Raw genomic sequence first — 22,216 nt, 5'->3', positions numbered from 1 at the left:
GCGCGTCAGGGCGGGCAGCTCATCAGCGTGACGACGGCTTGTCCACCGCCTGGAAAAGCTGACATTCCGTTCCCGCCAACCGTCGGTGGCAAATCCGGTCGCGGGTCGCCGGCCGGGGTGACGCAATAGACGAATACGGAACTACTCGGCCTCACGCCGACCTGTAACTGGCTATCGACGACAAAGGCGGACGCCGGACCGCCGTCCCACACCAGGCTGGCCGCGGCCGCCGTGGCGCCAAGGCCCAGGCCAACGACCACACCTGCAACAAACACCGGCGCACTCGTGCGCAGAAATCTGATCATGGTTGCCCCCTCTCGACTTGCGCGATGATGGCGCAGACGCCCCCTTCGTTCAACGGCTGGGGCGCGGGTCGCGGGAACTAGAGCCGGGCGGCCCGGAAGGTGTCGCACGCCGCCGGGTCGCCCGACTGCACGCCGACGCGGAACCAGCGCATGCGCTGCTCGGCGGAGCCGTGGGTGAAGGCGTCGGGCATGACGCGGCCCTGGCTCTTGCGCTGCAGGGTGTCGTCGCCGACCGCGGCGGCGGCCCGCAGGCCGTCCTCGATGTCCTTGGGATCGAGCGCCACCTGCCCGTTCGACACGGCGGCGGCGTGCGCGGCCCAGACGCCCGCGTAGCAGTCGGCCTGCAGTTCCAGGCGCACTGAGCCGCTCTCCGCGCCCTTCGAGCCCAGCTTGCGCGACATCTCCGAGGCGCCGGTCAGGTTCTGCACGTGGTGGCCGATCTCGTGGGCGATGACATAGGCCCGCGCCGCCTCGCCGCGGGCGCCGAGCTGGGTTTCCAGGTCCTGCCAGAAGGTGAGATCGAGATACACCTTGCGGTCGGGCGGGCAGTAGAACGGGCCCATGGCCGACTGGCCCATGCCGCAGCCGGTGCCGGTGGCCTGGTCGTAGATCACGATGGCGGCGGGCGGCTGGTACTGCTGGCCCTGCTGGCGGAACACCTGGGTCCACACGTCGTCGACGTTGGTCGCCACCACGTCCACGAAGCGGCCGGCCTCGTCGGCCGGCGTGCCGCGGACGCCAGTCTGCTGCTCCACCTGCTGGCCGCCGCCCACTACGCTCATGGTGGTCGAGGGATCGATGCCGAACACGAAGTAGCCGATGAGGGCCAGGATCACGCCGCCCGCGCCCAGGCCGCCCACGGCGCCGGCCGGGCCCAGGCCGCGACGATCCTCGATGTTCCCGCCGCCGCGTCCGCCTGACCAGCGCATCAAATGTCTCCGCCTCTTGCCTGAGCCGAGGCGATAACGCCGTGAGCCCTGGTGCGCTCCCTGGAGCTTAGCGTCGGGTCTCCGCGGCCTCACGCACCCGCGCGTTCGAGGCCTCGAGGCGATCGTCCGGAATGGTGGCGACGCGGGAGGTGTCGAGCACCGGCGGGGGACGCTTCGGATCGTCGGGCAGGGTGGGCAGCGGCGGCAGGCTGCGCTGCACCTGGATGTCGCGCAGCGCCTGCTCGGTGCGGAGACGCGCGTCCAGCGCCATCAGCTCGTTCTCCTGGGCGATGGCGCGGCTGCGGGCCAGGTCCTGCTGCGCCTGGATCTCGCCCAGCCGGAGCTGGTCGGTGTAGGGCGTCGGCGACTGGGCCCAGGCCGGCGCGGCGGCGGCGAGGGCGGCGGTGACGATCACGGCGCGCATGGCGGGGCTCCTTGCAGCCCTGGGAGATGGGGCCTCGGCCCCCTGCCCGCTAGCGCCGGCTGACGCTGAAGCGGGTGAGCTGCTCGCGGGGCAGCGTCCACTCCGGGCTCAGCTCGATGGCCTTCTGGTAATCGAAATAGGCCGACTTGGCGTCTTCCAGTCCTTCGTGGGCCAGGGCGCGGTTGTAGTAGGCCTTGGCCGGCTCCTGCACGCCGAGTTCGAGGCCGCGATTGATGTCGGGCAGGCTTTCGGCGTAGCGCCGCGCGCCGATCGCCGCCGCGCCGCGGTTCACATAGGCCTCGCCCAGGTCCGGCTGGATGCGGACGGCGGTGTCGAAGTCCTTCACCGCTCCGTCCCAGCCGGCCCGGCGCAGCTTCATCACCCCGCGGTTGACGTAGGTGCCCGCCCGGTCGCGCGGGCTGAGCAGTTCCTCCTCAAGGGCCCGGGTGCAGAGCTTCTCGAACTCGAGCTCCCGCTCGCCGTCGAGCGCGGCCTTGGAGCAGGCCTCGGCCAGGCCGCCGCCGATGACGGTGACCGCCGCCCAGGCCTCGGTCGCGATGGCCAGGGCCGCCACCGCCGTCAGCACTCCCAGACCCCCAGCCAGAGCCTTGCGCATGATCCGCTCCATCGTACGGCCGGCGCCGAGAGGCTTGGCGTACCGGCGTTCTCCTGGAGAATCCTCCTCGGCGCGGGCGGTGTCAACGCGGCGCCGTCAGTCGGCCCGCCGGAAGCGACGCATCTCCCGGTGCAGGATGTAGACCCCGCTCCCGGCCACGATGACAGCGCCCACGAGAGTGGTGGCGCGCGGCAGCTCACCCCAGATCAGGAGGCCGATGCCGGCCGCCCAGATCAGCTGGGTGTAGTCGAACGGGGCCACCACGCCGACCGGGGCGACCCGCAGCGCCTCGGTGAGGAAGAGCTGGCCGACGCCGCCGATCAGTCCTGCCAGCACCAGCAGGCCGAGGGTCGCCAGGTCGGGCGTCACCCAGCCGAAGATCAGGCTGCCCACGAGCCCCAGCACCGTGCCGCCCAGGGTGAAGTAGAACACGATGGTCGGGCCGCGCTCGGTGTTGGCGATCTGGCGGATGGCGACCATGGCGCCCGCCGCCCCAAGCGCGCTCAGGAGGCCAAGCGTCACGCCGGGCAGGTTGAAGTGCCCAGGGGCCGGGCGGGCCATGATCAGCACCCCTACAAAGCCCACGATCACCGCGCCCCAGCGGTGGCGGCCCACCGGCTCGGCCAGGATCAGGGCCGACAGCGCGGTCATGAACAGCGGCGAGGCGAACTGCAGGGCCGTCGCCTCGGTGAGCGGCAGGTGCTGCACGGCCGAGAACCCGCAGACCATCCCGGTGAGGCCCACCGCCGAGCGCACCAGGTGGCCGAGGGGGCGCTGGGTGCGCAGCACCTCGAAGCCGGTCGTCCGCGAGATGTAGAGGCCGAGGGGCAGGAAGGCGAAGGCGTTGCGAAAGAAGATGATCTCGAAGACCGGGATTCCGCGCGAGCCAGTCCACTTCACCAGCGCCGACAGGCAGGCCATGCAGGCCATCGCCAGCACCCGGTAGGTGATGCCGAGGACCATGTTCTGGGCGGCGGGCGAGGACACGCCCGCGGTGTGGTGTGGGTCGCCGCGCGGGTCAACCGGCCGTGAGGGCGCAGGCCTCAGAACGGGAAGAAGGCGGGGATGGCGGCGATGGCCACCGCCGCCGTCAGGACATTGAGCGGCAGGCCGATGCGGACGAAGTCCATGTAGCGGTAGCCGCCCATCTGGTAGACGAGGACGTTCGTCTGGTAGCCGAACGGCGTGGCGAACGCCGCGCTGGCGGCCAGCATCACCGCCACCAGGAACGGCCGCGGATTGACGCCCAGGCTCTCGGCCAGGGCCACCGCCACTGGAGTCAGCAGCACCGCCACCGCGGCGTTGGACAGGATCTCGGTGATCAGCAGGGTGACGACGTAGAGGATGGCCAGCGCCGCAAGCGGTCCCAGGGCCTGCACCCAGCCGGCCAGCAGGTCGGTGGCGCTGGCGGCCAGGCCTGTGAGCTCCAGCGACAGGCCGACCACCACCATCCCGGCGATCAGGAGCAGGATCTCCGGCCTGAGGCCACGGTAGGCCTGCTCGGCGCTGATCACCCGCAGGAGCACCAGCAGCACCGCGCCGGCGAAGGCGGAGGCGGCGATCGGGGCGATCTCCAGCGCCGCGGCCACGACGACGCCCACGAACACCACCAGCGAGAGGATGGCGCCAGCCGGCTTCAGCGGCCGGTCGGCGGCGAAGAAGCTGGGCTCGGCCAGGGCGCCTTCGTTCTCGCCGTCGTCGAGGGCGTCGCCCACCGGCTCGGGCGCCGACGCGGGCTTGCCCAGCAGGCGGCCGCCGAACAGGTAGAGGTAGACCCCGCCGGCGACGGCCACGATCAGCGCCACCGGGGTGATCTCGAAGATGCCGAAGCCCGGCTGCCCGGCCGTGCGGGCCATGTCGTTGACCAGCAGGTTGGTGGACGTGCCGATCAGGGTGCAGCTGCCGCCCAGCACGGTGACGTAGGACAGCGGGATCAGGAACCGCCGGGGCGAGAGCTTCAGGGACTCGGCCACGTCGCGCACCACCGGCGCGCCCAGGACGACGATGGGGGTGTTGTTGAGGAAGGCGGACGCCGCGCCGCACACCCCGATCACCAGCCACAGCCCGGCCTCGCCCAGCCGGCCGCAGAGCCGGACCGCGCCGCGGATGATCAGGCCCAGGAGGCCCGTCAGCTCCATGGCGTAGGAGATCACGAACAGGGAGGCGAGCGCGATGATCGCCGGGCTGGCGAAGGCGCCCTGCACCTCCACCGGCCTCACCACGCCCAGCGCCAGCAACGCCGCGGCCCCGGACAGCGCCACCACGTCCGAGCGCAGCCGACCCCAGATCAGGGCGGCCACCACCGCGGCCATGATCACCAGCGCGGCGAGCTGCTCAAAGCTCATCGCACGGCCGCCCGGCCCCGGGGGCGCACAGGCGCGCCGTCATCTGCTAGCCTGTGGGCCATGGCGGAACATAACCACAGGCCCCCGCACCGCAACGGCGTCGTCGCTGGCGTTTTCGTGAGCCTGCTCGCGGTCGCGCTGATCGCCGCCGTCCTGCTGGCCTGGCCGCGCAGGTCGCCGCCGCCCGCCCCGGCGCCGGCGGCGCCCCCGCCCGCGGCCCCTGCGCCCACCCCGCTCGCCCCGCCGCCGCTCGGCCGGGCCGAGCTGGTCGCCGCCGCCCGGGCAGCCGCCGCGGCCTATGCCGCCGGAGCCCCCGCGCCGGAGGCAGAGGCGGCGCTCGCCGGGCGCGCCTTCCGCGTCCGCCTGCCGTTCGGATGCCTGGGGGTCTCACCCGCCGTCGAACCCGCCGCCTGGCGCTACGACGAGGCCCGCGGGACGCTCACCCTGACGGCGCGGGCGGTGGACTGGACCGGCGCGGCGCTGGCCCGCGGCCTGCCGGGCGCCGAGACCGTCGAGGCGGTGGAAGGCTTCTGGATTCCGCGCCCGTGGCTGGAGGGCGAGACCTGCCCCAGCCTGCCCGTGCCGCCGCCTGCGCCCGCCACGAGCCCCGCCAAGGCCGCGCCGAAGGCGGCGGCTCCGCCTCCGGCCGCGCCGCCGCCCCCGTCGCCCCAGACCGTCGGCCTGGCGGAAGTCTTCCGGGAGGGCGGGTCGCGGGTCTTCCGCCGGGGCGAGCGGCCCTACCAGGTGGTGGAGAAGGCCGAGCCGCCGACCGGACCGCACGTCTACCACCTGGTGCTCGAAGGCCGGGTCGTGGCCGGCGAGGACGGTCGGGCCGTGCGCTGCCGCGCCGAGACCGCCGACCGCCGCCCGGTCTGCGTGGTGACCGTGGAGTTCGACCGCGTCGCCTTCGAGGACCCCGCCGGCGGCGAGGTCCTCGGCGAGTGGCGCCGCTAGTCGGCGGCCGCCTGCTGCAGCTTTCCCCCGGGCGCCGAGACGATCAGCTTCACCAGTTCCTCCGTGACCTTCGGCTCCAGGCCCTCCGTGTGGCCCTTGTCGATGCGCACCACGTCGGCGACCACGCGGCCGTCCCGGCAGCCGGGATAGGCGAATACCTCGGCCTTGCCCGGCCGCGCCTTCGTTCCCCACACCTTGTAGCCCGCGCGCTGGTAGTCCCAGACGTAGCCGGCCTTCTCGTCGACGATGTCGGGCCGGCGCACCCGCGCCGCGCAGCCGTATTTCGCGGCCCAGGGCGAGGTGTCCGGCAGGGTCTCGATCTCGTGCTCGCCCACGGTGAAGACGTGGGAGAAGTCGCAGGCGGGCGTCGCAGCGCCCATCGGCGGGCGCGGCCGGGGCGCCGGCGGCGAGCCGTCCGGCTGCGGCGGGCCGAAGGCGGCCACGAACGGCGCCTGGCCGATCCGCCCGCCCGACAGGCTGAGCCAGCCGTCCACCTTGTCCTTGAAATAGTCCGAGCAGACGATCCGGCTCGACGTGAAGCCGCCCTGGCTGTGGCCGGCCAGCCAGAAGGACCGGATGTTCGACCGGCCGAAGCTCTCCAGCACAAAGTCGGTCACGTTCTTCAGATGCTCGTCATCGGCGGCCGCGTCCCAGCGGCGGACGCCCGGACCCTGGCCGCCCATCATCGCGCCCATGGTGGCGGCGGTGGGGGTGGCGACCACGAGGCGGTGCTTCTCCTTGTAGTCGGCGGCGGGGAAGTAGTGGCGCTGCCAGTTGCCGACCGAGCCCGCCCCATGGAGGTTGAGGATGAAGACCACCTTCTCCCCCGGCTTCAGGTCGCAGGGGTAGTCCAGGAAGAACTTGCGGCCCGTCTTGCCGTCGGTGGCGTTGCCCAGGTTGGCGAGGTCGCCGCTGGTGGCGCAGGCCTCCCCCGCGCAGCGCGCGGGCGGCGGGCTCGTGCAGGCCACCCCGCCCACGTCACGGGCCGCGGCCGGCGCGGCCGCGGCGGCTCCGGCGGCCAGGGCCCCCAGAGCGATGGTCGTCTTCAGTCTCATGGTCTCTTCCTCCCACCCGGTCTCGCGCCGGATCTCCGCCAGACTGATCGACGGAGTTTGCCGCCAGATGTCAGACCTGCAGGCGAGTCGCGCCAAGCTTGACCGTGGTCAAGGCGCGGGCGGTCCCCGTGGGGTGATCTCCCGCCGCAACCCGGAGAGTGACCGCATGACCCCTCGCTCCATCGCCCTGGGGGCGCTGGCCGCCCTGATCCTCGCCCCCGCCGCCCTCGCGCAGCCCGCCGCCTTGCCGGTGGACGCGGAGACCGAGGTCAACGGGGCGCCGGTCGCTTGCACCGGCATCGGCCAGACGCGGCTCGATCCCAAGTGGCAGGCTTATCCGGTGCGGGTGGAGGTCTCCAACCTGCTCAACGAATACCTCGTCGGCTCCGAGGTCACGATCCGCGACCGCGCCGGGCGCGAGGTGCTGAGCGCCAGCTGCGACGCCCCCTGGATCCTGGTGAAGCTGCCGCCCGGCGCCTACCGGATCGAGGGCCGCATCGCGGGCTCCCCGGCCAAGCCGCGGACCGCCCCCTTCAGCCCGCCGGCCACCGGCCAGATGCGCCTCGTCCTGCAGTTCCCCGACGCCTGATCCTTCACATTTGTCGCCGGCGGGTGTCGGATCGGCGCGCCCGCCGACGTCCTAGGCGGGACGACAGGCAGACGGAGGCTCCCATGCCCTATGTGGACGGTTTCGTGCTCGCGGTGCCGAAGGACCGACTGGACGACTACTGGCAGATGGCCCGCACGGCCGGCGAGGTCTGGATGGAGCACGGCGCGCTATCCTACGTGGAGTGCGTGGGCGACGACACGCCGTACGGCGAGCTGACCTCGTTCCCGCGCTCGGTCCAGGCCAAGGACGACGAGGTCGTCGTGTTCTCCTGGATCACCTACGAGAGCCGCGAGAAGCGCGACGAGATCAACGCCAAGGTCATGCAGGACGAGCGGATCAAGACCCCGCCGGCCGACATGCCGTTCGACGGCAAGCGGATGATCTACGGCGGCTTCCGGAGCGTGGTGGAGTTCTAGCGGGCGCCGCCGCGCGGATAGATCTCGCAGAGGGTGTCGATCACCCGCAACGCGGCCGGATCGGCGATCTGGTAGTAGATGGTCTGACCCTCGCGTCGCGTGGAGACCACCCCCTCCGCGCGGAGCTTGGCCAAGTGCTGCGAGGTGGCCGAGGGCGCCAGCCGGACGTAACGCGAGAGCTCGCCCACCGAGCACTCGCCCTCGATCAGCCGGCACAGCAGGATCAGGCGCTGCTCGCTGGACAACAGCTTCATCAACCGCGCGGCCGCGCTGGCGCTGGCCTCCAGCGCCAGAAGCTCCGAGTGGGTGGGTTCAGCAGTCGCGTCCATGGGCGGAATATGTCCGGCCACCGGCGCTTCGGGAAGGCGCGCGCCGGTCATGACCCCTTCCGAAGCTGCGGCGGCTCGACCTCGGCCTGCGTCCCGCCGTGTTTCGTGGGCCGCCGCCCATCGTCGCGCAGGACGACGTAGATCGCCGGAATCACCAGCACGGTGAGCACCGTCGACGACGCGAGCCCGAAGAGCAGCGAGATCGCCAGCCCCTGGAAGATCGGGTCGAACAGGATCACCGCCGCCCCGATCATCGCCGCCAGCGCCGTGAGCAGGATCGGCTTGAAGCGGATGGCGCCGGCCTCCAGCAGCACGTCGCGCAGCGGCCGGCCCCCGCCCTGGCTGTGGCGGATGAAGTCCACGAGCAGGATCGAGTTGCGCACGATGATCCCGGCCAGCGCGATGAAGCCGATCATCGAGGTGGCCGTGAACGGCGCCCGGAACAGCATGTGGCCGATGACGATCCCCACGAGCGTCAGGGGGATCGGCGTCAGGATCACCAGCGGCAGGCGGAAGCTTTTGAACTGGGCGACCACCAGGACGTAGATGCCGAGAATGGCCACGGCGAAGGCCGCGCCCATGTCGCGGAAGGTCACCCAGGTGATCTCCCATTCGCCGTCCCACAGCAGGGTGGGCGTGCTCTCGTCGGCGGGCTGGCCGTTCAGCCGGACTTCGGGCTTCGGCAGATCCTTCCAGTCGTGGGCCTCGATCGCCTTGTCGACCGCCAGCATGCCGTAGATCGGCGCCTCGTACTGGCCGGCCAGCTCGGCGGTGACCATCTCGGCGTCGCGGCCATCGCGGCGGTAGATCGGATAGGAGCCGGTCTCGCGGCTCGCCTCGACGACCTCGCCCAGCTCCACCAGCCGGCGGCCCTGCGGGGTCTGGGCCACCGCGAGCGGAGTCGCGGCCAGTCGCTCGCTCCAGGTGCGGTCCGACTGCGGCAGGCGGATCGCGATCTCCAGAGGGGTGCGGCCCTCGCCGCGGTGGGAATAGCCGACCGTCGAGCCGCCCAGCACCGCGCCGATGGAGTCGAACACCTCGCGCTCGGAGAGGCCGAAGAACTCCACCTGCTCGCGGTTGGGGGTCAGCCGCAGGCGCGGCCGGGCCTCGCCCCAGCTGTCGTCCACGTCGACGATGTACGGCACGCCCTTGAACAGCTGCTTCACCTCCGCGGCCACCGCGCGGCGGGTCTCCGGGTCGGGCCCGTAGATCTCGGCCAGCAGGGTCGCCATCACGGGCGGCCCGGGCGGGGCCTCGATCACCTTGATGGAGGCGCCCTTCGGCAGCGGCAGGGCCGCCAGCCGCTCGCGCAGGTCCAGCGCCACGGCGTGGCTCGCCCGCTTGCGCTCGGACTTGTGGGAGAGGGCCACGGCCAGGTCACCCTGTTCCGGGCGGCTCCTCAGGAAGTAGTGGCGCACCAGGCCGTTGAAGTTGAACGGCGCGGCGGTCCCGGCGTAGGCCTCCATGGAGACCACTTCCGGCACCTGCTGGGTGATGCCCGCGGCCGCGGCCAGGGTGCGCTGGGTGGTTTCGAGGCTGGTCCCCTCCGGCATGTCCACCACCACCTGCAGCTCCGACTTGTTGTCGAACGGCAGCAGCTTCACCGTCACGGCCTTGAAGTAGAACATCGACATGGCGAGCAGGGTCGCCACGCCCACGCCGATCAGGAACAGGGTGGCGCTGCGCCGGGTGGCGATCACCCGGCCGGCAAGCCCGCGGTAGGCGCGTCCAAGGCGGCCCTCGCCGCGGTCATGGCCGTGGCCCGCCGCCAAGGTCTTGCGGGCGAAGCGGATCATCAGCCAGGGGGCGATCACCACCGCCACGAAGAACGAGAAGACCATGGCCGCCGAGGCGTTCACCGGGATCGGCGCCATGTAGGGGCCCATCAGGCCCGAGACGAACAGCATGGGCAGCAGGGCGGCGACGACGGTGAGCGTCGCCACCACCGTGGGGTTTCCCACCTCGGCCACGGCCTCGATGGCCGCCTGCTGGCGGCTGCGCCCGTCGTTCATCGCCCAGTGGCGGGCGATGTTCTCGATCATGACGATGGCGTCGTCGACCAAGATGCCGATCGAGAAGATCAGGGCGAACAGGCTGACCCGGTTGATGGTGTAGCCCATCAGGTTGGAGGCGAAGAGGGTCAGGAGGATGGTCGTCGGGATCACGAAGGCGGTCACCGCCGCCTCCCGCCAGCCGATGGCGAAGCCGATCAGGATGACGATCGAGACCGTCGCCAGCCCGAGGTGGAACAGCAGCTCGTTGGCCTTCTCGTTGGCGGTCTCGCCGTAGTCGCGGGTGACCGCCACGTCGACGCTCTCCGGGATCAGCGAGCCCTCCAGGCTCTCCACCCGCTCGAGGATCTGGTCGGCGACCACCACGGCGTTGGCGCCTTCCCGCTTGGCGATCGCCAAGCTGACGGCGGGCGTCTGGCTCCAGGCCGCCCCCTCCTCCCGCGCATAGCGCCAGACCCGGGCTTGGTCCTCGCGCGGCGCCTGGACGACGTTGGCCACGTCGCGCAGGTAGACCGGCTCACCATTGACCGAGGCCACGGTCAGCAGGCCCACGTCGCGGGCGGACGCCAGGGTCCGACCGGCCGCCACGTCCACCGCCTGGCCGCCTTCGCGGATCGATCCCGACGGGAAACTGCGGTTGGCCTGGCGGACGGAGTCGGTCACCGCGGTCAGGGGCACGCCGCGCAGCGCCAGCCGCTCGGGGTCGGGCTCGACGCGGATCTCGTCCGGCCGGCCGCCGACGATGAAGGTCAGGCCCACGTCCTCGACCTTGGCGACCTCGGTCCTGAGCTTGCCGGCGAGGTCGTAGAGCGCCTGGTCGGTCCAGCGGGCGGCGTATCCGGGCTTCGGACTGAGCGTCAGCACCACCGCCGGCACGTCGTTGATGCCACGGGTGACGATGGCGGGCTCGGGGATGCCCACCGGGATCTTGTCGTAGTTGGCGCGCACCTTCTCGTGGATGCGCACCGCGGCGTCGTCGGGATCCTCGCCCACGTCGAAGCGGGCGGTCACCAGCACCCGGTCGTCCTCGACCTGGGTGTAGACGTGGTCCACGGCGCCCACGCTCTTGACGATGGTCTCCAGCGGCTTGGCCACCAGCTCGGCGGCGTCCTGGGCGCGCAGGCCGGGCGCCTGCACCATGATGTCGACCATGGGCACGCTGATCTGCGGCTCCTCCTCGCGGGGGATCGACATCAGGGCCAGGAGGCCCATGGCGATGGCCGCCAGCAGGAACAGCGGCGTGAGCGGCGAGGCGATGGTCGCCCGCGTCAGGCGGCCGGAAAGTCCGAGGTTCATCGCGCTGGCCCCTGGGCGAGCGTCCGCTGCGGCCCGACCAGCACGTCTCCGGCGGCGACGCCGGACAGCACCTCCACCTGGTCCTGGGCCGGGCCCGGCGCGATCTGCACCGCCACCTCGACGGCGCGGCCGTCGCGGCCCAGCAGGCGGACGAAGTCCACGCCGTAGCGGGTGGAGACGAACCGGCGCGGCACGACCAGCGCCTGGCGCTGGCCCACCTGTACGCGGACCCGCACCCGCTGGCCGACGAGGCCCGCATCGAGGCCCGGGACCGTGATGTCGGCGACCACGCGGCCGGCGGTGACGGCGGGATAGACCTGGCCGATCACGCCCACCGGCGCGACGCCGGGGAGGTCCTCCGAGACGATCGGGATGCGGTCGCCGACCCGCAAGGCGCGAGCCTGGCCTTCCGGGATCTCCAGCCGGAGCAGCGGCTCGCCGGCGGTGATGGTGGCCACCGACTGGCCCGCCGCCACCACCGAACCCGCAGGGGCGTCGGCGCGCAGCACGCGGCCGTCGGAGGGGGCGAGGATCGCGCCCTGGTTCGAGAGCTCACGGCTGGCGGCGCCCTGCGCCCGGTAGGCGTCCATCTGGCCCCGCGCCGCCTTGGCCGCGGCTTCCGCCTGCTCGAGCCGCGCCCTCGCATAGATGCCTTTCTCATAGAGGGTGCGCACCCGTGCGAGGTCGGCGTCGGCGCGGGCGACCTCGGCGGCGGCGGCGGCCGTCTGGGCGTCGTAGGCGCGGGTCTCCAGGGTCAGCCGCTGGTCGGACACGCGCGCCACGAGCTGGCCCTTGCGGACGTAGTCGCCCTCCTTGACCCGCAGCTCGGTGAGCGTCCCGCCGATGCGGGCGCGCGCCTCGCCCATGTCCTTGGTGGTCACGGTGGCGGAGACCGGCTTCAGGTCGGCGACGGTCCGCTGGGCCAGCGGCAGGCGCTCGCCGCTCGCCGCGGCCGCGGGCGCCTCAGGGCGCTCTGGTTCTCCGCCGCAGGCGGCGAGCGTCACCGCGGCGGCGAGGAGGAGGCTGGACACGGCGGCGCGCATGGCGGGCGTCCTCTTGGATCAGCTGCGGTCGACGACGGCGCCGGTCGCGGCGTCGTAGCGGACGGTGGGCAGACCGGCCGCCACCCAGGCCTGGATGCCGCCGCCGAGGTGGGAGTCCACCGCCAGGCCGGCCGCCCGGCACCGGTCGATGGCCATGGCGGAGCGCTTGCCCGAGCCGCACTGCAGCACCACCGCCTCGCGGCCGCCGGTCGGCAGGGCCTTGGGGTCGAAGGTGGAGAGCGGGAAGTTCAGCGCCCCGTGGATGCGTTCGGCTGCGAATTCGCCGGGCTCGCGGACGTCGATCAGCACGATCTCGTCGCGCTGGAGCATGGCGCGGACTTCCGCCGGGGTCAGGTCGCGGATCGGGGTGGTCGGCATGGGATGTCTCTCGGCTCGCTGTTATCATGTGCGTATTTGCGCATATATTGAACAACGAGGCCCTTTCAAGCCCATTCCGGGTGGGGCGAACAGCATTCTCCGACCTCGGGGCGCCCAAGACCGGCTTCATGATCGAGAGCATGGTCACGGCGATCTCGGGTAACCGCTGGCGCTGAGCGAGGGGCGCGCGGCCAACGCCGAGGCCACCTGGAACGCCGTCTCCCTGACGGCTTCTGCCCGGCGGCGATGGTGTTCAGGAAGCTTGGGGTGAGGCCGGGCTTGGCGTTCCGCGTCGGGCCGGCCCTGTGGTCCAGGAGCCACGGTCACGCCGTTGCGCCCCTCATCGCGCTTGGTGCCCCAGGCCGGACTCGAACCAGCACGCCTTTCGACAGCAGATTTTGAGTCTGCCGCGTCTACCATTTCGCCACTGGGGCCCGATCTACGTCAAAGACGCAGGCGGGCGGGCAATCTAGCGATGGGCCGCCGCCGGTCAACGCGGCGCTTGGTCATGGACGTCGGCGTTCGTAACTGATAATCGTTCGCAAGAAAGACGTCCTCGGGGGTCCCATGCACGACATGCTCGCCGAACCGGTCACCGCCCAGCCGCTGCTCGCGGCCGACGCGGACGGCCGGCTGGTGCGCCTCAGCGCCGCCGCCCCTGGCGACCGGGGCGTGATCGTCGACGTGCGGGCCGAGAGCCGGCCGGGCGACCATGGCGTCGGCGTCGAGGAGCTGCAGCGGCGGCTCTTGGAGTTCGGCTTCGTGGAAGGCGCGCACCTGGAGGTCCTGCACGAGGGCCTGATCCGGCGCGACCCGATCGCGGTCCGGCTCGACGACATGCGTGTGGCGCTCCGCCGCCGCGACGCCGACGACGTCTGGGTCCTGCTGGAGTCCAAATGAGTCAAGGCGTCCTGCCGACCGCCCGCGTGGCGCTGGTCGGCAATCCCAACACCGGCAAGACCGCCCTCTTCAACGCGCTCACCGGCAGCCGCCAGAAGGTGGCCAACTACGCCGGCGTCACCGTCGAGCGGAAGGAAGGCTTCGTGCAGACGGCGGCCGGGCGAACCCTCTCCGTCCTCGACCTGCCGGGCACCTATTCCCTGCGCGCCCGCAGCCCCGACGAGGCGGTGACCCGCGACGCGGTGCTCGGAAAGCTGGCCGGCGAGATGGCGCCCGACGTGGTGGTCGCCGTGGCGGACGCCACCAACCTGCGCCTGGTGCTGCGCCTGATCCTCGAGCTGAAGGCCGTGGGCCGGCCGATGGTGCTGGCGCTCAACATGTACGACATCGCCCAGCGCCAGGGCCTGCGCATCGACCTCGACGGTCTTCGGCGCGAACTGGACTGCCCGATCGTCACCACCGTGGCCACCCGCAAGCGCGGCATCGAGGACCTGGTGGCCCAGGTGGAGGCCCTGGCCGCGCAAGGCGCGCTCGGCGCCGCCAGCACCTGGCGCGAGCCGACGGCCGTCGAGATCCGCCAGGCCCACCGCGAGGCCCAGCGGATCCTCAAGGCCCACGTCCGCCCGCCCGAGCGGCCCGACACGCTCACGGCCAAGGTCGACGCGGTCCTGCTGCACCCGGTGGCGGGTCTGGCGGTGCTGTTCGGCCTGCTGTTCCTGATGTTCCAGGCGGTGTTCTCCTGGGCCGGGCCGCCGCAGGACCTGATCGAGGCGGGCTTTGCCGCCCTCGGCTCCGGCGTCGGCGCCCTGCTGCCCGACGGCCTGCTGAAGAGCCTTCTGGTGGACGGCCTGATCGCCGGCGTCGGCAGCGTGCTCGTGTTCCTGCCGCAGATCCTGGTCCTGTTCTTCTTCATCATCCTGCTTGAGGACTTCGGCTACATGGCCCGGGCCGCGTTCCTGATGGACCGGATCATGGGCGGGGCCGGCCTCCACGGACGCGCGTTCATCCCGCTGCTCTCCAGCTTCGCCTGCGCGATCCCGGGGATCATGGCCGCCCGGGTGATCGACCAGAAGCGCGACCGGCTGACCACCATCCTGGTGGCGCCCCTGATGACCTGTTCGGCGCGGATTCCGGTCTACACCCTGATCATCGGGGCCTTCATCCCCGACCGCACCGTCGGCCCGGGCCTGAACCTGCAGGGTCTGGTGATGTTCGGCCTCTACGCCTCGGGGATCGTCAGCGCGCTGCTGGTCTCCTTCGTCATCCGCAAGGTGTTCTGGCGCGGGGCCGTGGAGCCGTTCCTGATGGAACTGCCCACCTACAAGCTGCCGTCGGCGGAGAACGTCGGCCGCAACCTCCTGCTGCGCGCCCAGATCTTCATCGGCCGCGCGGGGCGGATCATCCTGCCCCTGATGGTCCTGGTCTGGTTCCTCTCCACCTTCCCATATCCGCCCGAGGGGGCGACGGGACCGGCCATCGACTACAGCTTCGCCGGCATGATCGGCCATGCGATCCAGCCAGTCTTCGCGCCCGTAGGCTTCAACTGGCAGATGGTGGTGGCCCTCATTCCGGGCTTCGCCGCCCGCGAGGTGGCGGTGGCCGCGCTGGGCACCGTCTATGCGGTGGGCGACGCCGAGGCGAACGTCGGCGCGCTGGGCGCCCGGCTGGCCGAAAGCTGGTCGCTGGCCACGGGCCTGGCGTTCCTGGCCTGGTACATCTTCGCGCCGCAGTGCGTGGCGACGCTGGGCGTGGTCAAGCGCGAGACCAACTCCTGGACCTGGGTCGGCGTGATGTTCGCCTACATGCTGGCGCTCGCCTACCTGGCCTCGTTCCTCGTCTACCGCGGCGCCGTGGCGCTGGGCTGGGGCTAGGCCGAGGCACGCGCGGATCGGGCCTCTGGCCCCGATCCTGCAGTGTCCCATGCCAGGTCAGGAGCCGCGCCGATCCCGTACTATTCCGGGATTCCATGGCCGGACGACGCGGTCGGGGCCGACGAAAATCCCGGGATGAAACCCCAGGTCGCGGTTAACCATCCATTCGCCTTGACGTTTAACCGCTCGATAAACCCACGCATGCATAGCTAAGCATGCCATGGGAAAGAACCTGGATAACTCCTCCGAGACTGCGAACGGCAAAAAGCCGGGCCGCGGGAATCAAACCCTCGCCAAGCATGTCCGTGAGGTCCTCCTGATGCTCGGCGGCGAAGCGCACCGGGCTCTGGTGATCGAGCAAGTGGCCCGCACCCTGGGGCACGACGTCCGTCAAATCCCCGAGGAGCTGCAGACCGCCCTCATCCACACGTTCGAGGAGAACTGGCGGGATGAGCGCAGGCGCGCCGCGTACGGCTTCCACCTGCCGTTCGGCGAGGGCTCGCACCGCTGGGGTTGCCGCGAGGCCGCGCTCGTCCACTAGGACGAGCCCTCAGGCAAGCCTCGGCGGCTCCGCTTCCCCGGCCAGCTGGCCCGCGACGGCCTGCAGGCGGCTGAGCAGCCGCTTGAGGAGAGCGACCTCGTCGGGCGCGAGCCCCGAGATCAGGGCCGCCTCGTAGGCCAGCGCCAGGGGCGCGATCTCGTCGAACAGCGACACCCCCTCGGGCGTCAGGGCGAGCACGTGCGACCGGCCGTCGTCCGCGTGGTCGGTGCGGCCCACTAGCCGGCGCTTCACCAGCCCCTGGGCGGCGCGGCTCACCGTCACCTTGTCCATCACCGTGCGCGCGACGATCTGGCCCTGGGTCAGGCCGCCGTCCTCGGCAAGGACGCACAGCAGCCGCCACTGCGGGATCGTCAGACCGAAGCGGTCCTGGTAGGCGCGCGCGATCAGCCCCGACACCGCGTTCGAGGCCACCGACAGGCGATAGGGCAGATAGGCGTCGAGCCTCAGCCCCGTCCCGTTCTCCTCCTTCGCCGCCGCATCCTTCACGCCGGCCGGACCTCCTGCTCGATGGCTCCGAAGATCGTGTGGCGCTTCGCGTCGCGCATCTCGATCCGCACCACGTCCCCGGCCTTCAGGAACGGGGTCTTGGCCGCCCCGTCGGTCAGCGTCTCCACGGTCCGCAGTTCGGCGAGGCACGAATAGCCGACGCCACCGGCGGACACCGGCTTGCCTGGGCCCCCGTCGGGCCCGCGGTTCGACACCGTCCCCGAACCGATGATCGTGCCGGCGGCGAGCGAGCGGGTCTTCGCCGCGTGTGCGATCAGGGTCCCGAAGTCGAAGGTCATGTCGATGCCGGCGTCGGCCTCGCCCAGCGGCTGGCCGTTCAGCTCGACCTCGAGCTTGCCGGAGAGCTTGCCGTCCTTCCAGCCGGGCAGGCTGTCGAGGGTCACCGCCACCGGCGAGAAGGCCGACGCGGGCTTGGCCTGGAAGAAGCCGAAGCCCTTGGCGAGCTCGCCCGGGATCAGATTCCTGAGGCTCACGTCGTTGCAGAGCATGACCAGGCGGATCAGGCCGAGCGCCTCCTCGCGGCTCACCCCCTGCGGCACGTCGCCGGTGACCACCGCCACCTCGGCTTCGAGGTCGCAGCCCCAGGCCTCGTCGGCCAGCGGGATCGCGTCGCGCGGACCCAGGAAGCCGTCCGAGCCGCCCTGGTACATCAGCGGATCGGTCCAGAAGCTCTCCGGCATCTCCGCGCCGCGCGCTTTCCGCACCAGCTCCACGTGGTTCACATAGGCCGAGCCGTCCGCCCACTGGTAGGCGCGCGGCAGCGGGCTGGCCGCCGAGTGCTCGTGGAAGCGCTCCTTCGGCACCGCGCCGTGCTCCAGGCTCTCCGCGAGGCCGCGCAGCTCCGGTTCCATGCGCCACCAGTGGTCCAACGCATACTGCAAGGTGGGCGCTATGTGGCTCGCGTCGGTGAACCAGGCCAGGTCGTTGGAGACCACCACCAGCCGCCCGTCACGGCCGCCCTTCAGGGACGCCAGCTTCATTCGTTCTTCTCTTTCTCAGGCCGTTTCGCGATGGATGGTGCGCACGAGGCTCACGCCTGCCTCGTAGGCGTGCGGCTCGTAGACGGTGACCTCGACGCGGATGTCCGAGCCGGGCTCGCCGTCCCAGAGGTAGCTGCGCTCGAAGCAGACGGCGCGGCCGGCAGGCGTGAAGCCCTCGAAGGTGTCGCCCCAGGGCGTGTGGCCGGAGAGCTGGCGCCAGCCCAGCGTGCAGGCGCGCTCGATCTCCTCCTGGGCGGCGGCCTGCAGGTCCTCCTCGAAGGGATCCATGTCACACGCGCACGCCGGCCGGCGCGGTGAACTCCGAGACCTCGGCGTCGCCGGTGTTCACCACCTCCGACGGCTCGAAGATCAGCACATGGGCTTCGGCGTCCGACGCCGTCCGGTGCTCGACGCCGCGCGGCACCACCACCATCTGGCCGGGCTCCAGCTCCACGACGCGGTCGCGGAACTCCACCCGAAAGCGCCCGTGGAAGCAGAGGAACATCTCCTCGGCGTCGGCGTGGCTATGCCAGGGGAACACCCCTTGCGTCTTCACCAGGCGCACGTCCTGGCCGTTGAGCTGCGCGGCGATCTTCGGGCGCCAGTACTCGGAGAAGCCGGCAAACTTCTCCGCCAGGTCGATGGCCTGGGGCGCGGTCACCTAGGCGGTCTTCCAGCTGTCCACATAGGCGGGATTTTCCACCGAAGCGGCGGCCTCGCCAACCTCCAATGGGTCCCGCGTGTCGATCATCACCGCATATTCGTCGGTGGCGGGCTTCGGCTGGCTCAGCATGTTCTTCAGGGCCTTGGGATGCGGCCCGTGGGTGAAGCCTGAGGGATGAAAGGTCATCATCCCGGCCTCGATGTGGTCGCGGCTGAAGAAGTCGCCCGCGTGGTAGAACAGCACCTCGTCGAAGTCGTCGTTGTTGTGGAAGAACGGCACCTTCAGCGCGCCCGGATCGGTCTCGAAGGGCCGGGGCGTGAAGGTGCAGACCACGAACCTGTCGGACAGGAACGTCGTGTGGACGCTGGGCGGCAGGTGGTAGCGGTGGCTGACGATGGGGCGGATGTCCTTCACGTTCAGCCGCACCGGGGCGAGTTCGCCGTGCCAGCCCACCGCATCCAGCGGATTGTACGGATAGGTCACCACCGAGACCTCGCCGCGCTTCTTGATCTCCACGCGGAACTCGCCCGCCTCGGCCTGGTGGGCCCGGAAGCCCTCGTCCAGCACGGGCGTCTCCAGCATGGCCGGGTCGAACAGGGCGTGGCCGCCGAGCAGCCCCTTGTCCGGCAGGCCGAAGTGGGTGTTGGTCGCCTGGATCATCAGGATGGCGGTGGGGGCGGCGGGCTTCAGCCGCCACATGGTCCCGCGCGGCAGGTAGAGGTAGTCGCCTGCCGTGTAGGCCAGCCGGCCGTAGTCGCAGAACAGCTCGCCCTCGCCCTGGTGGACGAACAGCAGCTGGTCGCCGTCGGCGTTGCGGGCCAGGGCCGGCATCGGCTCGGCGAGCTTCCAGAACCGCACCTCGGTGGCGGCGTTATGGAGCACCTTGCCCGCCGCCCAGGGGCTGGGCTCGGCGGCGTTCAGTCTGGCGAGGTCGAAGGCCCGCGGGCGCAGCGGCCCCTCGAAGCTGGTCCAGCCGGTCGGCGGGCGTTGGTGGTGGATGAAGGCCGCCGGGCCGAAGAAGCCCTCCTTGGATATCTCCCGCTCGTAGGTCCCCTCCGGCATGTCGGCGTGCGCCTGGCGGGAGTGGGTCCCCTGCGCGCCCCGGACCGGGATCCAGTTGCGGTTCGCCATCAGGGTTCGTCCTTGTAGATCCCGACCGTCAGCGGCTGGCCGTCGGCGATCTTCGCCCGGTACATGCCCGAGGTGTTGTAGCTCCAGGCCATCTCGCCGTTCGGGGCCACCGCGATCACCCCGCCGTCGCCCTTCAGCGCGGTGAGGTTCTTCTGGATCACCTGGTCGGCGGCGGCCTGCAGGCTCATGCCCTTGTGCTCGACCAGGGCGCAGACCTCACGGGCCACCGTCAGGCGGATGAAGTACTCGCCCGTCCCCGTGGCCGAGACGGCGCAGGAGGTGTTCGAGGCGTAGGTGCCGGCGCCGATGATGGGGCTGTCGCCCACCCGGCCCCAGCGCTTGGCCGTGGTGCCGCCGGTGGAGGTGCCGGCCGCCACGTTGCCGCGGCTGTCGAGGGCGACGACGCCCACCGTGCCGAACTTCTTGTGCAGGTCCATCAGGTCGGCGTTGCGGCCGCCGTCCTCGTCATGGGCCAGGTCGATCGTCCCGGCGGACGCCTGCGGCGCCCCGGCCGGTCGCGCGGGCGCCGGCAGGCCCTGGCGCTTCAGTTCGCGCTCCAGCGACTGCCAGCGGCGCTCGGTGAAGAAGTAGCTCGGGTCCACCCGCTCCAGGTCCTGGGTCTGGGCGAAGGTCTCGGCGCCCTCGCCGATCAGGAAGACGTGCGGCGACTTCTCCATCACCGCCCGGGCCAGGCTGATCGGGTGCTTGATCGTGGTCACGCCCGCCACCGCGCCGGCCTTCAGGTTCGAGCCGTCCATGATCGAGGAGTCGAGCTCGTTCTTTCCCTCCGCCGTGAAGACCGCGCCGCGGCCGGCGTTGAACAGGGGGTCGTCCTCCAGCAGGTGGATCGAGGCCTCGATGGCGTCCAGCGCCGAGCCGCCCTTGCGCAGCACCTCGGCGCCCGTCTCGGCGACCCGGGCCATGGCCTCGCGGTAGGCCTTCTCCTGCTCCGGTTTCAGGTCCTTGCGCTCGATGACGCCGGCCCCGCCGTGCACCACGAGGGCCCATTTGGGCTTGGCCTCTGCCACCGTACTCATCGTCATCACCGCTACTGAAAAGAGAACCGCGAAAGCCCGCATCACCCCTCCGTCGCGGGGAGCACCCCTCGGCGCATCTGGTCGAGCTCGATGGACTCGAACAGCGCCTTGAAGTTGCCCTCCCCGAACCCCTCGTTGCCCTTGCGCTGGATCAGCTCGAAGAAGATCGGACCGATCATGTTCTCCGTGAAGATCTGAAGGAGAAGGCCTTGGCCCTCCGTCGGCGCGCCGTCCACCAGGATCTTGTCGGCCTTGAGCCGCTGGAGGTTCTCGCCGTGGCCCGGCACGCGGGCGTCGAGCTGCTCATAGTAGGTGTCGGGGGTGTCCTGGAAGCGAACGCCCTGCTCGCGCATGGCCTCCACCGAGTGGAAGATGTCGTCGGTCCCCAGCGCCACGTGCTGGATGCCCTCGCCCTTGTAGTCCTTGAGGAATTCCTCGATCTGCGAGTGCTCGTCCTGGCTTTCATTGAGCGGGATGCGGATCTTGCCGCAGGGGCTGGTCATGGCCTTGGAGAACAGGCCGGTCACCTTGCCCTCGATGTCGAAGTAGCGGATTTCGCGGAAGTTGAAGATGCGCTCGTAGAACTCCGCCCACTTGGCCATGTTGCCGCGGAATACGTTGTGGGTGAGGTGGTCGATGTAGGTCAGGCCCTTGGCGTTGGCCTTCTCCTGCGCCGCCGCGCCCTCGATCGGCAGGAAGTCGACGTCGTAGATCTCCTGCGCGCCGTAGCGGTCCACCAAGTAGAGGTTCGAGCCGCCGATCCCCTCAATCGCCGGGATGTTCAGCTCCATGGGGCCGACCAGGCCCTGCACGGGCTTCGCGCCGCGCTCGATGGCGAGCTTCAGGGCCCTGGCGGCGTCCTTCACGCGGAAAGCCATGGCGTTGGCCGAGGGGCCGTGGGCCTGGCGGAACTCCGCCGGCTGGCCGGACGGCTCCATGTTCAGGATGAAGTTGATGTCGCCCTGGCGGAAGCGCAGCACGTTCTTCGAGCGGTGCTTCGAGACCGCGGTGAAGCCCATCAGCTCGAACAGCCCCTTCAGCCGCTCCGGCTCGGGCGAGGTGAACTCCACGAATTCGAAGCCGTCGGTGCCGAGCGGGTTCTCGAAGAGGTCGCGGGTCTGCGGCTGCGCCTGGATGTTCATGGCCATGTCTCCTGTCGGCGGAGTTCGTATCACTTGAAACGAGTTCGTTCCAGCGGGCGAGACAGCGCCGGCGCCCCCTGCTAACAACGCCCGACCTCCCCGCACGGATCGACGATGTTTCGAAAGATGTACGACTGGGTGATGCGGCTCGCCGCCTCACGCCACGCGCCACGGTCGCTCGCCGTCATCTCCTTCGCCGAGAGCAGCTTCTTCCCGATCCCGCCCGACGTGATGCTGGGGCCGATGGTGCTGGCCAGGCCCAACAAGGCCTTCGTCTACGCCACCATCTGCACGGTCGCCTCGGTGCTGGGCGGCCTCCTGGGCTACGCCATCGGGGTGTTCCTGGAGCCCGTGGGGATGTTCATCCTCAAGCTGTTCGGACACCCGGAGGGCCGCGAGGAGTTCCAGCACTGGTTCGACCAGTGGGGCCTGGGCGTCATCCTGATCAAGGGCCTGACCCCGATCCCCTACAAGCTGGTGACCATCACCGCCGGCTTCGCCCGCTTCGACCTCTTCACCTTCATGTGGGCCTCGATCGTCACCCGCGGCGCACGGTTCTTCATCGTGGCCGCCATCCTGAAGTACGCCGGCCCGGCCATGCTCAAGGAGTTCGAGCGGCGGCTGAACCTCTACTCGGTGATCCTGCTGCTGATCTTGGTGGGGGGCATCGTCGCCGTGAAGGTCTTCCTGTAGGCCGCCGCTTGGGGTCT

At 70.9% G+C, this 22,216-nt stretch carries 25 protein-coding genes and 1 tRNA gene; 7 read left to right on the top strand and 19 right to left on the bottom strand.

Going from position 1 to position 22,216, the window contains the following annotated elements:
- Positions 1-5: 5 nt before the first annotated feature.
- The 6 genes from VM685_RS10965 to VM685_RS10940 all read right to left on the bottom strand — a co-directional run bounded on the left by VM685_RS10965 (position 6) and on the right by VM685_RS10940 (position 4,619).
- A complete protein-coding gene (locus VM685_RS10965) occupies positions 6-305 on the bottom strand; it encodes a hypothetical protein (RefSeq protein WP_325460184.1) in 300 nt (99 codons plus the stop codon).
- Positions 306-382: 77 nt separating this feature from the next.
- The gene (ypfJ, locus tag VM685_RS10960) at positions 383-1,234 is read right to left on the bottom strand and encodes a KPN_02809 family neutral zinc metallopeptidase (protein WP_325460183.1); all 852 of its coding nucleotides are present in this window, start codon (positions 1,232-1,234) and stop codon (positions 383-385) included.
- 67 nt (positions 1,235-1,301) lie between these two features.
- A complete protein-coding gene (locus tag VM685_RS10955) occupies positions 1,302-1,658 on the bottom strand; it encodes a hypothetical protein (protein WP_325460182.1) in 357 nt (118 codons plus the stop codon).
- Between the two features lie 49 nt (positions 1,659-1,707).
- Positions 1,708-2,274 (bottom strand): tetratricopeptide repeat protein, encoded by a 567-nt coding sequence (locus tag VM685_RS10950; RefSeq protein ID WP_325460181.1) that lies wholly within the window; start codon positions 2,272-2,274, stop codon positions 1,708-1,710.
- A gap of 96 nt (positions 2,275-2,370) precedes the next feature.
- The gene (locus VM685_RS10945) at positions 2,371-3,261 is read right to left on the bottom strand and encodes a DMT family transporter (RefSeq protein WP_325460180.1); all 891 of its coding nucleotides are present in this window, start codon (positions 3,259-3,261) and stop codon (positions 2,371-2,373) included.
- Between the two features lie 56 nt (positions 3,262-3,317).
- Positions 3,318-4,619 carry an SLC13 family permease gene (locus VM685_RS10940; RefSeq protein WP_325460179.1) on the bottom strand — a complete coding sequence of 434 codons (1,302 nt, stop codon included), beginning with the start codon at positions 4,617-4,619 and terminating at the stop codon, positions 3,318-3,320.
- Positions 4,620-4,679: 60 nt separating this feature from the next.
- On the opposite strand from VM685_RS10940, the gene VM685_RS10935 reads away from it, so the two are divergent.
- A complete protein-coding gene (locus VM685_RS10935; RefSeq protein ID WP_325460178.1) occupies positions 4,680-5,573 on the top strand; it encodes a hypothetical protein in 894 nt (297 codons plus the stop codon).
- Here the strand turns inward: VM685_RS10935 and VM685_RS10930 are convergent.
- Positions 5,570-6,628, bottom strand: coding sequence for a hypothetical protein (locus tag VM685_RS10930; RefSeq protein ID WP_325460177.1), 1,059 nt, complete (start codon positions 6,626-6,628; stop codon positions 5,570-5,572). The genes VM685_RS10935 and VM685_RS10930 overlap by 4 nt on opposite strands.
- Positions 6,629-6,794: 166 nt before the next feature.
- Here VM685_RS10930 and VM685_RS10925 point away from each other — a divergent pair, with 166 nt between their 5' ends.
- The gene (locus VM685_RS10925) at positions 6,795-7,217 is read left to right on the top strand and encodes a hypothetical protein (RefSeq protein ID WP_325460176.1); all 423 of its coding nucleotides are present in this window, start codon (positions 6,795-6,797) and stop codon (positions 7,215-7,217) included.
- A gap of 83 nt (positions 7,218-7,300) precedes the next feature.
- A complete protein-coding gene (locus tag VM685_RS10920) occupies positions 7,301-7,654 on the top strand; it encodes a DUF1428 domain-containing protein (RefSeq protein ID WP_325460175.1) in 354 nt (117 codons plus the stop codon).
- Here VM685_RS10920 and VM685_RS10915 read toward each other — a convergent pair.
- The 5 genes from VM685_RS10915 to VM685_RS10895 all read right to left on the bottom strand — a co-directional run bounded on the left by VM685_RS10915 (position 7,651) and on the right by VM685_RS10895 (position 13,146).
- A complete protein-coding gene (locus VM685_RS10915) occupies positions 7,651-7,983 on the bottom strand; it encodes a metalloregulator ArsR/SmtB family transcription factor (RefSeq protein WP_325460174.1) in 333 nt (110 codons plus the stop codon). The genes VM685_RS10920 and VM685_RS10915 overlap by 4 nt on opposite strands.
- A 47-nt stretch (positions 7,984-8,030) precedes the next feature.
- The gene (locus VM685_RS10910) at positions 8,031-11,291 is read right to left on the bottom strand and encodes an efflux RND transporter permease subunit (RefSeq protein ID WP_325460173.1); all 3,261 of its coding nucleotides are present in this window, start codon (positions 11,289-11,291) and stop codon (positions 8,031-8,033) included.
- Positions 11,288-12,334, bottom strand: coding sequence for an efflux RND transporter periplasmic adaptor subunit (locus tag VM685_RS10905; protein ID WP_325460172.1), 1,047 nt, complete (start codon positions 12,332-12,334; stop codon positions 11,288-11,290). Before VM685_RS10905 ends, VM685_RS10910 begins: the two co-directional genes overlap by 4 nt.
- 18 nt (positions 12,335-12,352) lie before the next feature.
- Positions 12,353-12,712 (bottom strand): rhodanese-like domain-containing protein, encoded by a 360-nt coding sequence (locus VM685_RS10900; protein ID WP_325460171.1) that lies wholly within the window; start codon positions 12,710-12,712, stop codon positions 12,353-12,355.
- Between the two features lie 350 nt (positions 12,713-13,062).
- A tRNA-Leu gene (locus VM685_RS10895) sits at positions 13,063-13,146 on the bottom strand.
- 133 nt (positions 13,147-13,279) lie between these two features.
- Here VM685_RS10895 and VM685_RS10890 point away from each other — a divergent pair.
- The 3 genes from VM685_RS10890 (at position 13,280) to VM685_RS10880 (ending at position 16,024) form a co-directional block, all read left to right on the top strand.
- Positions 13,280-13,612, top strand: a complete 333-nt coding sequence (locus VM685_RS10890) for a FeoA family protein (RefSeq protein ID WP_414693355.1) — start codon at positions 13,280-13,282, stop codon at positions 13,610-13,612.
- Complete coding sequence (gene feoB / locus VM685_RS10885; protein ID WP_325460170.1) at positions 13,609-15,483, top strand: ferrous iron transport protein B; 1,875 nt, start codon at positions 13,609-13,611, stop codon at positions 15,481-15,483. Before VM685_RS10890 ends, feoB begins: the two co-directional genes overlap by 4 nt.
- Before the next feature lie 220 nt (positions 15,484-15,703).
- On the top strand, positions 15,704-16,024 hold the full coding sequence (locus VM685_RS10880; RefSeq protein ID WP_325460169.1) for a hypothetical protein: 321 nt from the start codon (positions 15,704-15,706) through the stop codon (positions 16,022-16,024).
- A 9-nt stretch (positions 16,025-16,033) separates the two neighbouring features.
- Here VM685_RS10880 and VM685_RS10875 read toward each other — a convergent pair whose 3' ends face one another.
- From VM685_RS10875 to hppD, 7 genes are read right to left on the bottom strand one after another with little or no spacing between them, the layout of a single operon-like run.
- Positions 16,034-16,531: a MarR family transcriptional regulator gene (locus VM685_RS10875; protein ID WP_325460168.1), complete on the bottom strand. Its 498-nt coding sequence runs from the start codon at positions 16,529-16,531 to the stop codon at positions 16,034-16,036.
- The gene (locus VM685_RS10870; protein WP_325460167.1) at positions 16,528-17,532 is read right to left on the bottom strand and encodes a fumarylacetoacetate hydrolase family protein; all 1,005 of its coding nucleotides are present in this window, start codon (positions 17,530-17,532) and stop codon (positions 16,528-16,530) included. Before VM685_RS10870 ends, VM685_RS10875 begins: the two co-directional genes overlap by 4 nt.
- Positions 17,533-17,547: 15 nt before the next feature.
- Positions 17,548-17,820 carry a hypothetical protein gene (locus tag VM685_RS10865; protein ID WP_325460166.1) on the bottom strand — a complete coding sequence of 91 codons (273 nt, stop codon included), beginning with the start codon at positions 17,818-17,820 and terminating at the stop codon, positions 17,548-17,550.
- Position 17,821: 1 nt separating this feature from the next.
- Positions 17,822-18,193 carry a cupin domain-containing protein gene (locus tag VM685_RS10860; protein WP_325460165.1) on the bottom strand — a complete coding sequence of 124 codons (372 nt, stop codon included), beginning with the start codon at positions 18,191-18,193 and terminating at the stop codon, positions 17,822-17,824.
- Positions 18,194-19,327, bottom strand: coding sequence for a homogentisate 1,2-dioxygenase (locus VM685_RS10855; RefSeq protein WP_325460164.1), 1,134 nt, complete (start codon positions 19,325-19,327; stop codon positions 18,194-18,196). It abuts the gene before it with no gap.
- The gene (locus VM685_RS10850; RefSeq protein ID WP_325460163.1) at positions 19,327-20,364 is read right to left on the bottom strand and encodes an isoaspartyl peptidase/L-asparaginase; all 1,038 of its coding nucleotides are present in this window, start codon (positions 20,362-20,364) and stop codon (positions 19,327-19,329) included. Before VM685_RS10850 ends, VM685_RS10855 begins: the two co-directional genes overlap by 1 nt.
- A gap of 41 nt (positions 20,365-20,405) precedes the next feature.
- Positions 20,406-21,506: a 4-hydroxyphenylpyruvate dioxygenase gene (gene hppD, locus VM685_RS10845; RefSeq protein ID WP_325460162.1), complete on the bottom strand. Its 1,101-nt coding sequence runs from the start codon at positions 21,504-21,506 to the stop codon at positions 20,406-20,408.
- Positions 21,507-21,620: 114 nt separating this feature from the next.
- Between hppD and VM685_RS10840 the strand changes: the two genes are divergently transcribed.
- The gene (locus tag VM685_RS10840) at positions 21,621-22,199 is read left to right on the top strand and encodes a YqaA family protein (protein WP_325460161.1); all 579 of its coding nucleotides are present in this window, start codon (positions 21,621-21,623) and stop codon (positions 22,197-22,199) included.
- Positions 22,200-22,216: the final 17 nt, after the last annotated feature.

It is taken from the genome of Phenylobacterium sp., assembly GCF_035539035.1.
Classification (GTDB): domain Bacteria; phylum Pseudomonadota; class Alphaproteobacteria; order Caulobacterales; family Caulobacteraceae; genus Phenylobacterium.
The sequence above is the reverse complement of the archived record's forward strand: the minus strand, read 5'-3'. Positions and strand labels throughout refer to the sequence as shown.

Coding starts and splice junctions, on each gene's coding strand:
- VM685_RS10855 (WP_325460164.1), bottom strand. CDS start 19,327: ATGGCGAACCGCAACTGGATCCCGGTCCGGGGCGCGCAGGGGACCCAC.
- VM685_RS10910 (WP_325460173.1), bottom strand. CDS start 11,291: ATGAACCTCGGACTTTCCGGCCGCCTGACGCGGGCGACCATCGCCTCG.
- VM685_RS10965 (WP_325460184.1), bottom strand. CDS start 305: ATGATCAGATTTCTGCGCACGAGTGCGCCGGTGTTTGTTGCAGGTGTG.
- VM685_RS10950 (WP_325460181.1), bottom strand. CDS start 2,274: ATGCGCAAGGCTCTGGCTGGGGGTCTGGGAGTGCTGACGGCGGTGGCG.
- hppD (WP_325460162.1), bottom strand. CDS start 21,506: ATGAACATCCAGGCGCAGCCGCAGACCCGCGACCTCTTCGAGAACCCG.
- VM685_RS10840 (WP_325460161.1), top strand. CDS start 21,621: ATGTTTCGAAAGATGTACGACTGGGTGATGCGGCTCGCCGCCTCACGC.
- VM685_RS10915 (WP_325460174.1), bottom strand. CDS start 7,983: ATGGACGCGACTGCTGAACCCACCCACTCGGAGCTTCTGGCGCTGGAG.
- VM685_RS10890 (WP_414693355.1), top strand. CDS start 13,280: ATGCACGACATGCTCGCCGAACCGGTCACCGCCCAGCCGCTGCTCGCG.
- feoB (WP_325460170.1), top strand. CDS start 13,609: ATGAGTCAAGGCGTCCTGCCGACCGCCCGCGTGGCGCTGGTCGGCAAT.
- VM685_RS10935 (WP_325460178.1), top strand. CDS start 4,680: ATGGCGGAACATAACCACAGGCCCCCGCACCGCAACGGCGTCGTCGCT.
- VM685_RS10955 (WP_325460182.1), bottom strand. CDS start 1,658: ATGCGCGCCGTGATCGTCACCGCCGCCCTCGCCGCCGCCGCGCCGGCC.
- VM685_RS10880 (WP_325460169.1), top strand. CDS start 15,704: ATGGGAAAGAACCTGGATAACTCCTCCGAGACTGCGAACGGCAAAAAG.
- VM685_RS10865 (WP_325460166.1), bottom strand. CDS start 17,820: ATGGATCCCTTCGAGGAGGACCTGCAGGCCGCCGCCCAGGAGGAGATC.
- VM685_RS10905 (WP_325460172.1), bottom strand. CDS start 12,334: ATGCGCGCCGCCGTGTCCAGCCTCCTCCTCGCCGCCGCGGTGACGCTC.
- VM685_RS10900 (WP_325460171.1), bottom strand. CDS start 12,712: ATGCCGACCACCCCGATCCGCGACCTGACCCCGGCGGAAGTCCGCGCC.
- VM685_RS10870 (WP_325460167.1), bottom strand. CDS start 17,532: ATGAAGCTGGCGTCCCTGAAGGGCGGCCGTGACGGGCGGCTGGTGGTG.
- VM685_RS10940 (WP_325460179.1), bottom strand. CDS start 4,619: ATGAGCTTTGAGCAGCTCGCCGCGCTGGTGATCATGGCCGCGGTGGTG.
- ypfJ (WP_325460183.1), bottom strand. CDS start 1,234: ATGCGCTGGTCAGGCGGACGCGGCGGCGGGAACATCGAGGATCGTCGC.
- VM685_RS10930 (WP_325460177.1), bottom strand. CDS start 6,628: ATGAGACTGAAGACGACCATCGCTCTGGGGGCCCTGGCCGCCGGAGCC.
- VM685_RS10925 (WP_325460176.1), top strand. CDS start 6,795: ATGACCCCTCGCTCCATCGCCCTGGGGGCGCTGGCCGCCCTGATCCTC.
- VM685_RS10850 (WP_325460163.1), bottom strand. CDS start 20,364: ATGAGTACGGTGGCAGAGGCCAAGCCCAAATGGGCCCTCGTGGTGCAC.
- VM685_RS10920 (WP_325460175.1), top strand. CDS start 7,301: ATGCCCTATGTGGACGGTTTCGTGCTCGCGGTGCCGAAGGACCGACTG.